Source organism: Komarekiella delphini-convector SJRDD-AB1, from assembly GCF_014831675.1.
Classification (GTDB): domain Bacteria; phylum Cyanobacteriota; class Cyanobacteriia; order Cyanobacteriales; family Nostocaceae; genus Komarekiella.
In genome coordinates, this window is the sequence record NZ_VJXY01000015.1 from 106,323 (window position 1) to 118,770 (window position 12,448).

The 12,448-nt window shown below is 43.3% G+C and carries 5 protein-coding genes; all 5 read right to left on the reverse strand.

The window, feature by feature from the left end:
• Nucleotides 1-2: 2 nt before the first annotated feature.
• Nucleotides 3-2,792, reverse strand: a complete 2,790-nt coding sequence (locus FNW02_RS15520) for an isopeptide-forming domain-containing fimbrial protein (RefSeq protein ID WP_191758427.1) — start codon at nt 2,790-2,792, stop codon at nt 3-5.
• Nucleotides 2,793-2,867: 75 nt separating this feature from the next.
• Nucleotides 2,868-6,557: a TonB-dependent receptor gene (locus tag FNW02_RS15525; protein WP_191758470.1), complete on the reverse strand. Its 3,690-nt coding sequence runs from the start codon at nt 6,555-6,557 to the stop codon at nt 2,868-2,870.
• 218 nt (nt 6,558-6,775) lie between these two features.
• Nucleotides 6,776-8,326 (reverse strand): hypothetical protein, encoded by a 1,551-nt coding sequence (locus FNW02_RS15530; protein WP_431356813.1) that lies wholly within the window; start codon nt 8,324-8,326, stop codon nt 6,776-6,778.
• A gap of 116 nt (nt 8,327-8,442) precedes the next feature.
• A complete protein-coding gene (locus tag FNW02_RS15535; protein ID WP_191758428.1) occupies nt 8,443-9,006 on the reverse strand; it encodes a DUF11 domain-containing protein in 564 nt (187 codons plus the stop codon).
• A 57-nt stretch (nt 9,007-9,063) separates the two neighbouring features.
• Nucleotides 9,064-11,610, reverse strand: a complete 2,547-nt coding sequence (locus FNW02_RS15540) for a beta strand repeat-containing protein (protein ID WP_191758429.1) — start codon at nt 11,608-11,610, stop codon at nt 9,064-9,066.
• Nucleotides 11,611-12,448 lie beyond the last annotated feature (838 nt).

The window sequence follows — 12,448 nt, forward strand, 5'->3', positions numbered from 1 at the left end:
GCCTATTTCACTTTGGCGCGGAAGCGAATAAAGCCGTAAGAGTTAGCTGGCGTACCAGATTGAGATGCTGCGGGTAAATCAGGCAAATCTGGATTCCGGGTAATATTAACCACCACAGCCCCGTTAGTATTAGTGCCGCAGTATGATGGTGTGGCTGGATCGTTAGCAGCATAAAAACGTCCGCGATCGCCTGAGTCTTCTATATTGCTAAAGTAAACTGTAGGCGTATTAGAACCAATAGCAAAGGCAATACCTTGATTTGCTGTTGTTAAACCGCCATCATTAGGAGTTTTACCATTAAAAGCAGTAGGAATAAAAGCAGTATTAACAGGAACTAAATCACAGAATTTAACATTAGTAGAGTTGCTAGGGCCCTTAGAGAGGAAGTAAATAGTGTATTCTAACTCATCCCCTGGCTTGACAGTGCCAGCATTAATTAATCCTCGCAAGTAGCTAGCAGGCCATTTACTATCATTATCGTCAGCAGCATGGGGTGCTGGTACATAGTTGGTAGCACTAACAGCAACATCGCTGCGACCATCCACAATATCATTTAAGTCCTGACTATTAATGCGGGTAATGCGTTTAATTAACAAAAGCTTAGGAGTAGCAGTAACAATATTTAATGCTGTGAACAAAGTCGGATCATCGTCTGCGGTGTCGTTGGGATTATTACCAGTATTCACATTATCGTTAGCAGTTTGGAAAAAAGAATTGCCGAGGGTAGGTGGGTTAGTAGTAGCGCCAGCCGAGTCTGCATCTGTGAGCGCTGTGCCAACTGTTCCAGAGGGATTATCGGGTGTGTTAAAGTTAGCACTTGCCTGGTTACTAATTGGATTGCCGCCATTGGCATTATTAATTGTGGCAGTGATGGTGAGTGTGATCGTGTCGCCTACACGTAAAGTACCAGAATTAGTAACAGCACCAGAGCCGTTGTAACTGGAATTGAGCGTGATATTATTCCCCGGAGTACTAGCAGTAATTGCCTTACTTACGAAGGTTAATTGTGCAGGCAAAAAATCGTTAATGACAAAGTTGATGGCGTCACTATTGCCAGGATTCAAGTTGGAATAAGTTATCTGATACTGGACAACGTCACCCACGGTAACTGTAGCACTACTATCATTGTCTGTTAAGAAGCGAATGGATTTGATTCCTCTGACATTTGCTTGCTGGTTTGCGGTAATTACTAAAGGAGTAATTGTTGCTTCACTGGGGAAATATGTCCACGTATCTATTCCTTTAAAGTCTCCATAGCCGCTACTAAACTCATGCTCTCCTGTCGCACTATTGACTCCTCTAGCAGCATTTCGCGGGTTAGTAGCTCCTGTACCATCTAAATTAACTGTTATTGTTCCATTAGCAGTGGTGTAATTGCTGTCATTGTAATAAACTGTGGTCGGCCCAATCTGCTGACCATTTCGATCCAAAATGTTGGGAAACGCAGCAGGAGGGTTTTCCATTGTGATTTTAAACCCCAGAGGATTATTCTCAGCATCCAACATGGGGAAGTGATATTCGCCCGCCCTAGTGGTGATTTGAGCTTTGTAAGGTGAATTATTAGCTAGGGGTTGGAGATTGGTTCCATTAGCATCCTTGCCATCCCACTGCACCACATTAAAGCCAGAAGACAGTGGGTTCTGTAGCACGCGATCGCTACTAGGGTCATATATACCATCATTATTAGTGTCAATAATTATTTGATAACTACCACTAGTAGTAGAATCAAAACTAAAATAGCCTCCAACCCCAACAGAAGTTTGGTTCCCGCTTCCACCAGTCCCCCCTGTAAATTGGAAATTTGTCGGTTTTGCGGGAACAGGCGGTGTTGTCGGAATGCCCAAAGCGATAAGCGTTGTAGTGTTGTTGCGCTCAAAAAAAACTAGGTGAGTAACGTTTGTTGTTGTATCAGCAGCATTCGGATTTTGAACTTGTACACCACCAAAAAAGCTGAGAGCATTGCTACTAGAACTGGCAGAACGATAAAGTGTAGAACCGTTACTGTCAATATACCCACGGCTATTAGCAAAAAAGACGAAGCCAAAAGGATCAACTCCATTCATATCGGTTTCGTACCGATACCCATCTTTAGTTTGAATATAAAGCTTAGAGTTGAGTCCCAGATCACTAGGAGCGCCTAAACCAGCATTTGCCCCCATACTCATAGCAATGAAGTTAGTAAATACCCGCCCTGGTTTGGTTGTGGTGTTGCTACTATCTCTGACTGTGATATCCCAAGCAGCTACCGCATAATTTTGGTCGCTATTTATCGGGAAAGGGTCAGTTACTCTTACAGGAGGAGGTTGATTAGTAGCAGCAGGGTTGGGCGAATGAAACTCAACTGTATAAATACCCGTTTCTGTAGCAGTGAATTTACAGGGGTCATACCCACCTGTATTTGGTAAAGGGCCTGCTGTTTCTTTGGCAATGGTGTTAATGAAACCCACGCCAGTAGTGGCATTAACATCACAAGAACCATTTTGACCACCAAAGGGACTTGTATAAACAATATCTTGTGGGTTAGAGAAACTACTTGCAACACTAGACCCAAGATTAACAGTTTCTCCTTGTTGAACGTAGACTTGGAATTTCGGTTTCCTGATAATACCGGCAATGTTCGAGTTTGACCATTCTAGATAAGGTCTATATCCACCATCGGAGACTAAATCTTTACTGCCCTCAGCCCAGCTAGGCTGTATTCCCTGTCCCAAGATACATAAAAAAAAGGTTAAGCTACCTAGTAATTGTCCTTGGTAGCTGCTTAAAAATGGATGTTTGATCCTAATATTCATAATCTTTTTGGCATCTGGCAACTACTAGTAATAAAAAGAGTAGAGACGTTGCATTGCAACGTCTCTAAACAACGTTTAAATTGATTCTGTTCTCTTAGGTTCCTGTTGCTGGGGCGGTGTAATTTTTTGTTGTCCAAAACCGTCAAATAATTCGTTGAGTTTAACCGTTAAACCTAAATAGAAGCCACCTGCGGAACGTGTCCCGGAAAAATCTCGGTCATCAACTTGACCAAAAACATATCCAGTAGAAAGGCGCAAGTTAGGAGTAAGATAGTAGCCTGTTTCTATAACAAAGCCTGTTTCAGTGTAGTTATCTTGACCAATCCAGCGAGCTTCACCCACTAAATCCATGCTGTATCCTAAGCGATATGTAGCTCGGATTTGCGCTAGATTTACCATACTAGTGCCAGCTAAATCACTGGCTATGTAAGAAGTGCTGTTACGCAGAGCATACTTGCCATAAAATTCCCATTGCCAATTGGGTGCATAGATAGCTTCTAAAGCAAAGGTATGGTCTTCAGAACCCGTACCAGTACCTAAAAGAATGGTGTCAGGAATCACAGCCGGATTTTGGCGATATTCATACCGCAACAAAGCATTAAACTGATCGTTGTTGGGGTCGCGGTAGGCTAAACCCACCTTTAGGTTAACTGTATCTGCCAGTAGCCCCGTCAGCTTTTGATTGGAAGAGTTGGCTTGTTGATAGCGCACTAAGGCTGTGAGAGCCGGAGAAATCTTACCCGTAGCAGCAGCAGAAATAACAGTGTTGGAACCACCAGACGAGGTACGATGCTCGTAACGAGCGCTGGCTTGAAACTGTGGATTATCACTGTATTCTAGTCCGACGCTGTAGCTATCGCCTCCATTAAATGCGATCGCCGATGCTGCTTGACCAAATGCGTAAGGTTGAGCAAATTGCTGACCCGTCGCAGTCCGTCCGAAGAAGCTGCCAAATACGTGTTCATAAGCTAGGTTCAACCGCAATCCAGGAGCAATAGACCAACGGTTATTCAGACCAATTGCCCCTTGGGTAGTCATTTCATTCGCACCACCCAAAATAGAATAACGACCAGTCAAGGTAGTATCTGAACCAAGTTTGTGTTCGCCGTTGACACTTAAACTGGTGATAGAATTACCCGAAAATTGACCACGAGTGTAAAACTGTTGAGCAAGACTAACACTGACACCAGGAATTACCGCCCAATTTAACCCCAAAACTGTACGGTCTGGATAAACACTATCAGCATCAGAAGATAAGGTGAGTTCATTTTGCGCTTGAAAAGTCAGATTCTTGACGATGGGAACTGTAAAGCGCGAACGCAACTGATCAGAATTACTATTTAGAGCATTGCTAGAGATGCGGTCTTCCCGATGACGATGAATCCAATCCACATCAACGGTGGCGCTACCTAAGCGTTGTTGAATACCGGCGGTAATTGTTGTTAAGGAATTATCAACTTTACTACCAGGGATTGCCTCAGAACGTGGTGCAAACAGTTCTTCAAAAGTATCTAGCGGTTGAGGTGCAATACCGAAATTATCTTCGTGGTCATATTGCACTCTGACGTTAGTGCTTGAGGTCAATTTTCCTGTTACCTGCGCTCCATAGCGAGTTTGTCCTGGTACAAAGCTGATAGTGGCATTATTGGCAAAGCCTGTATCAGCAAAGCGATAATAGGCACGACCTTGAATACCATTAGCAATCTGTCCCTCAGCTTCTAAACGGTAGGCGTCACCGCTGACCTTTCCCATGAATTCAGAATCATTAGTAGAGTGGGCATATTCTGCGATTAACTTGCCCTTGTCACCTAAAGCGATGAGTGCATCTGCGCCATAGAGTTGAAAATCACGCACCCCCTGATTCTCTTGGATATAAGTTGCTCCTAACCAACTTTCTGAGTTGAGGTTACGAGAGAGGTTATATTGCAAGCGACCAGCATAGATATTGCTATCAGAGTCTTGGCTGTCATATTGGTAGCTAACAACCAGCCGACGTACTAGTACTTGTCCAGTCTGATCAATATCGGTGCGAAGCAGGGGTTCACGGAATAATAAAGTACCGCGATCGTAATCTATCTCGTAGTCTGGCCCTCGGTTCAGCTGTTTGCGTTCTAGTACAGTACCGGGACGATTGAGTTCTTCTAACTCGATAAAGACATTTTCGCTGCCTGGTTGTAGTAGTCTGCGAGACAGGAAGTAATAACCACTAGTGCCATCAGGAGCAATAGTATCTCGTTGAAATCCTTCTAAGTGATTGCCATAAAAACCTGTAATTTGTAGGTTTCCCAGGTTGTAATTAGCTTTAAAGCCGTGGAGTTGGCGAGTGATAGAAGTAAATTGCTGTGATAGACGAGCAAATTCTTCAGTATTGTAGTCACCCCACATGGCGTAATCAGGAGCAGATCCGGGGATACGAGTTGAACGCTCAATACGCAGAAATACGCTGTCAATCGAAGGAGCTAAAACATCAACTTTGGAGCTATCGCCATAGACAGGATAGTTTTGCTCGCTAAATTGGTAAGTTCTAAATAGGCGATTATCACAGTTGCAATCTTCGTTGAGACTACGAGAACTATTGTATGCACCCGTAAACAGCCACTCACCGATCGCACCAGTCGCAAATACTGCTGAGTGAAAATCCAATTGCGTTCTATTGTCTTTGTCAGGACGTAGGAAATCACGAAAACTTCCATAATAATTAGTCCCTCTAGCACCCAAACGTAAATCCACTACCCCTGTCACCAAGCTAGGACGCAGTGCTGTTTCAAATTGCAGTTGAGTGAAAGCTTCTAAGTCATTAGCGATTGCCCGAATTCGGACAATTTGCGCCTTGAGATGCGATCGCAAAGTAGCCGCGAATTGTCCTGCTTTTGCCTCTACCTGAAATCCGGGTTGATCGGGTTTTAAGTCCGCTCCTATCAACTCTCCAGCCGAAGGGATCAAGGTGACAACAGCATCTCGATTAGAGCGATTACCACTTGCATCCACAAGTTGACCCCGAATTGTAGCCGTGGAACGTCCATCAGCTGGGATGCGGGACTCAACCGTTTCTACTGTTAGTTGCTGTGGCGCTCCTCGTACCGCTATCCGCACTGTCACAGGGAGTTCTGTTCTTCCCACTACTTGTGCAGAGATAGTGTTATCACCTTCTTGTAGTGAGACACCGTACCATGTCTGCGTTACCAAGTTAGTACTAGCGTCGTTCTGTGTCCGTCCCACCAAAGAAGGGTCTACCAACTCGCCATTCACTCGCAATTCCACCTGACTGCCAACGGGAAATTGCACAATCACTGTGGTAGCTGCTACATCTACAACACTGTCAACCGTGGGCGTTAGGATTTTTACCGTTGTTGAGTTTGGAGAAGGGGGAATTTTTTCTTTGTCCTCAGCTGCTACTGTAATTTCTTTTAAGCCTTTAGGCAATTGGGTATTATTTGCTGGTTGAAATGGTTGTATTTCTCTTGGGATTTTTTGCTTATTTTTGGCTCTTGCTGCAATTTCCCTTAAGCCTTTGGGCAGTTGGATATTATTTGCTGGTTGAAATGGTTGTATTTCGGTATTAGTTGGCTTAACATTTAGAGTTATAGTTTGGCTGGATATGTTGTATTCCTTAGATAATTCTTGGTTTTCGATACCACTTTCAACTGGTAAAGATGTTGTCGAAAAAAGGTTTTCGCTAGTTTGTATTTGCATGTCCTCAATGGCTTCGGCTTTGACTATGGTGGGATACAAAACGAGGCTGATAGCTCCTATAAAAAACCACATCCACAACGACGAGGATGATTTCTGGACATAGGAAGCACAGAGAAGATTCCCCTCTACGCTGTGCACCTCGTCGCTCCTCTGCCTCTTTTGAATGCCCAATGCCTTATGTCTTATGCCCCAAGCAGCTGGGCGGCTTGATAACAAAGCCACAAACAAGGTTTTCCCCCCGCTTTCCATGAACCTCAATTTGAAAATAGTTGTATGGTGCAGTCTCGGTTTCATTTCTTGACTTGCTCCTGGAAGGTGGGAGTAACTGCGAAGTTCATGCGTACCAAACCCCCAGGCTCTAAGCGCACCAAGCGAGATTGGCTATTGCGTTCCCGAAATTTCCGGTTTGGCGCTAGGGTATAACCGGAGATACTGCCGAGGTCTAGTACACCCGTGTGGCTTCCAGGCAAGACATTAGCTAAGGAGAACAAACCGTTAGGATCTGTGGTGATGCGGTTGCCATCCTCTAGAAAAATCACTGCATTGGGTATCCCTGGTTCACCAGGTTGTTGTTCACCGTCAAAGTTTTTATCAACAAATACGCGGCCAATGATTGTCCCGCAATCTGAGACAATCCCCGGTCGAATTTTCAACTGGTGCGTTACTGGGCCATCTTTGGTACTAAAACCGTTATCAGCACGTTGTGCATTGACGATCGCACTGTTGCGACCATTACCACGTAAGGAATCACTGGTTAGTTGAGCTGCATAGGCAATATTTAGGACTTTCTCTCTGGGAATTAGTACCTCTGTGCGGAAGGTAACAGTGTTGCCGTTACGTTCTGAGGTGATGGTAACTGGTTTGCCATCAAGTTCTCCTCGCACAGATTTAGGCGAGAAGTTAAATCCTAAAGGTAAGTTGTCGGTGACAACCACATTATTCAAATCAGTATCAGCCAGATTTTTCACCGACAGACGATAAATTACCGTATCTCCAGGTTCAGCAGTAGCGCGATCGCCTGTTTTGATCACCTGTACCTGATTTGCTTGACACATATTTGTGGTAAGTTCAAATGCTAATAAGTCCAGTCCCACTACTTCTGCATTCGGAACAAAGACAACTGTGCCCTCTATTTTGGTGTCGCCTGTAAGACTGATTGGTTGACCGTCCAGGGAGGTGGCAAGATACCGAATCACACTGTTATTAACACTGCCAGTACTACCAACAATTTGAATTTTGAGCCGCCGCTGCTTGTAGATTGAATTTGATGGTGGATTAACTACAAAAATGTAGGTTTTACCTGCATCTGTCTGACCTTTACTAGGATCGAGTAGAAAATTATAGATGCCTGCGGGATTATTTGTAATGAAGTAAGGGTTACTATTCTCAGTGTTCGGTGCTTTTCCACCAGGAATATTGTTGTTAGAAATATCGGGTAACTCTGTCCGAGTCAAAGAAGCCAATTTTCCTAATTCTGTCTCTGTTGGGTCGCCTACATTCAGTTCGTATAAACCGACTGAAAAACCTTTATAGTCAGGTATTAGTGCGCCAGCGCAACCTAAAATCCGCCCTATTGGGTCAATTAATGGATTAGGACTCAGGTTTATCTGACTAGAAAATCCTTGATAATTATAATTACTGGTAGAATCTGTATAAGTATAAGTAGCTTGATTTATTAATTGGATTACAGACTGAAGACCAACCTGATTATTAGTTTGTTGCGCTATTGCTGGTATAGGTACGGTAGTTTGCAAAACGCTTCCTAAAAGAATAGTTGCTGTTAACCGTCGGTAACAGCCCCTACTAGAACTAGTTTGCTTTTTTTTGTTAGGAAGAATCACTTAACATATCTCCTCTGGGTCGCTACATTTTCTGTTCATCAAGGCACTTGCGGTGGTCAGATCCCCGACTTCTCAGATCCCCGACTTCTTAAAGAAGTCGGGGATCTAATAGCCCATCAGCGCACCTGGGTTTGATAAGTTGCTTTGACTGTCGTCTTTGCTGCCACTGATGGAACGAGTAAACGAATGTGGGTGTAAATACTCGCTGGTGCTGGTTTCGTTTCCACTTTGCCGTTGGGGAGAGTGACTTTAATGGTGGGATTTTCCACAAAACTGCGTCCGCCATCAATGCTGTAGGTAATTTTGGCATTGTTGGTAATATTGGCAGACTTCAACACGTACAGCATTCCTTGAGGAATGGGTTGATTGAGAGTTAAGTTTTTAACTTGGCGATCGCTTTTATTTTCACCAATCAAGGTATAACGCAATACATCTCCTGGCTGCACTACGGCTTGACCTGACAGTGATTGCCAACTGACCTTTTGCTGACCCTGCTGATCCTTCGCCACTACTTGCTTTTGAGCCTCTAAACGCAACTGCAATTGTGGCTGAATTTTGAGATTCTGAGCAATGGCACTTCCAGATTGCCAGAAAGAAGCCGCCCCCGGTATTTGACTAACAAATGGAACTGTTGTGATCAGCGCGAACGCACCTATACCTGCAATGGAAACACGGTTCATATTAATAGCCTCAAAAAATTTCCAAAATGCTGATTGCTTGTTAAGAAGTGAAACTATCTAATTCACCTTGCGTCTGAAGGTAAATGTTCTTTGAATACCTGGTGCGATCGCGCCAGTAACGGTATTCACATATTTGGTGACATCAGTGTTTACCGTAGTTCCGGTCTGGTCAATGCCAGAGGTGCTAGCTGGATTACCACTGTAGAATTGGATGGTTGCAGCCCCAGAATCTTGAGCTGAGCCAACAATATTACTGGTATCAATTTGAGTGTTGTTATCGTTATCTAGCGCCCAATTATTGGGAGATTGCGTACCATCTTCAGTAATCACAAGCTTGTCAGCATTCAAAATCACATTACCTGTTCCAGCTTGAGCATTAGAAATATTTGTGTACTGAATTTGATACTCAATAATGTTTCCTGGTGCAGGTTTTTTCAGAGTGGTACTGAAAGTACCATCATTCCCCTGGACTACTGGCCCAATTCCTTGTAAGACTCGTGATACTTTTAACAGTTTCAGGAAGCCAGTGTATACGCGATCAATAGTGATGTTTTGACTATCAGGTACGTTATCGTTATTGGTATCAATGGAGCTAACCATATAAACTGGGAAGCCAAATTCTTGATCGCCCGTGTAGTCGGGGATAGTATCGGTTGACAGGGACGTGTTACTTGGTAAATCAACTTCTACACCGTAGTTGATGGTTGCACCTGCGGCAACGTTGGAAATCACAATAGGTGTACCGATGGTTGTAAAGGTTCCTGTTGCTTGATTGTAGGTATAGACAGCAGACTGACTATTATAAGTAACTGTCACCTTAGTCCCATCAGGCAAATCTTTAGGATTCGCTATTGGTGGTACTATTGGTGCGATCGTGATATTACCGGGGCTAGTTCCATTATTTTTAACTGTGTTTGTGAAGCCAACAGACTGCGGGTCAAGTTTAGTACCAGGTGCAGTACCAGTCGGAACGAGCGAAGATTTGTTAGTGAAATCATCGTTGGTTTGACCCGATGGCCCAGTAGCATCTGGTGCACCCTGCGGCCCGTTGAGGATAGCTGAGGCTACGGGTGTTTGTAGTGTAAAGATGTTTGCTTCACCGCCTATTGTGCCATCACCGCTATTGTTATTGCTGATGTCAACTCCTGTTTCTGGAGTTGTTGGGGTATTAATAAAACCGTCATCAACACTAGTAGGTGGTAGAGTATCGGGAATACCATCACCAGGCTGACCAACAGCAACAGGAGTATCTGTACCCGCAGGAGGTGTCATGTTGCCTAGAGGCCCGTCGTAATTGCTGGGATTTTGATCACCTGATTCGTCGTATACTGGGAAATTATTGGTAGGAGTTTGACCAAATAATTGGGCAATGTTGGCCACAGTCAATGGTGAAGTTGCAGTTGATTCAACGGCTAGCTGAATCGAGAAGCCATTTACTGTTGTACCAGGAGCGATAGAAGTAATAGTCGATGGATTATTGATAAAACCAACGCGAGTAACTGAGGCCAAAGAGGGTGCTGTCGTAGTCCAACTAGCTGTATTAGCATCAGTTGTAACTGGGCTAGTGGTATAAACAGTTTGCCAACCAGGAGGTGCAGTTGGTGCTACTGCCAAATCTGTACCCGTAGGAATTGCATCAGAAACCAAAATATAGTTGCCAGCAACACCATTCACATTGATGCTTGTACCCGTCAAAGCTGCTGGTGTAATTCCCTGTCCTGTGGGATCGTTGGACTCAACTCGCAAACTCAAATCGTAAGTCAGCTTATCATCTGTAATTGCGGTCGTGCCAGCATTATTATAGCCACTGCGAATTTTGAGAATGGTTGCTAAAGCGTAGGTCTTGAGCGTTGAACCCACCTTAATTTGCCCAGTGGCGCTAGCTTCCCGTGTCCCGTTGACTGGTGCGCCAGCTACCTCACTAGGGCTACCATCGGGGTTATCTACCGTGAATACGTCACCCCCATCAGGACTCCGCAGTTGGTTTTGAGCATCACCAGGGGTATTACCAAGAGTGACAGTAATTACGTCGTTGGGGTTAGCACCATTCTGTACAGTAATTGGCACACGCACCAACACAGTACCACCAACCGGAACCGAAGGTGTATCCACACCACCTGGAGATACGTTTATCCAAGTTGTGCCGCCGTCAGTGCTATATTGCAGGTTATTAGCCGTACCACCATTTGGTAATGTGCCGGAAACTATACCTGGCCCAGTTGTTGTGGCTTGGTTAGGAATGTGAAATCGGGTTGGGTCATTACCAACGTTCGTCAGAGTGTAGGTATAGATTAGTAAATCGCCAACCTGAACTGTCGTATTAGTAGGGCTAGAAGTGGCATCTGTGACACCAGCAGCCGTCACGGTAATACCAGCAACTTCTGCTACAGTCACAGTTACCGTGTTAGAAGTCGCATTTATGGTTGTTCCTGGATTATTAGGATCTTCATAGGTTGCAGTTGCGGTGTTACTAATGGATTGACCCGCAGTAGTTCCGTCAGCTAATACAGGAGCAATAAATTGAAAAAAGCTACCAGTTAATAATGCTGTTATTGCTAAAAATTGATAGTGCTGATTATAAACACATTTATTGCGTTTTGTCATATTAATTCATTGAGTAGACTTGTATCCTGGGTTTTTAGACAGCAGAAAATTTGGCAGTTCCCTAAAGAATTACCAGTGATATCAGCCCAAAACTTTAGTGTTTCGGGAACGCATATTTAATGAGTTAAATTATTTAATTTACTCAAGAAATATACTGAGGTGGCGTGCATAAATTAATTGCTCTTTTATTCGTGCTATTCCTTGTTTATCAAGGCTTGTAGCTATGAATATGGGCAAATTATTCTTACGTACTGCCTAATTACTTATGTGACTAAGAATGTAACTTTCGCTGCAAAAAAAGTCTTCCGTATAAATAAGTAACTTCTCTATGAGCTAATCCGTATATCTTAAGTATGAAATTCAACTTTTATCTTGAAGGATATATACCAAATTTAGTAATTGATTCTGATGGGAAAATTACTAAAACTCATATATGGAAATGCTTTTAGGGATTCGCTATTAGATATCGAAACTAGCCTAAAAAATTATTTAAATCAAAGATAAAGAGAAAGCAGTAAGTAAGCTAAATCATTAATAAAGTGATATTAATTCAAAAAATGCAAATTCATCATATTTACAATGTAATTTTACCGTAGTAGTTAACAGTATTAAGACCTAGAGACTTGAACTACTTTTTTAATTTGGACAGAGAATAGTTTAGGCAAAAACACTGGCTATAGGGTTGCTCATATCAAAATTTTATAGAAATCATTATTTTTGAGACTGTGGCGCTTTGGATTTAACTGTCGGCAAAAAAACCGATTATTTCGTAGAGACGTTGCATTGCAACATCTCTACAGTCAACGAAAATTGGTCGTTTTATCGAAAAAAATCGGGT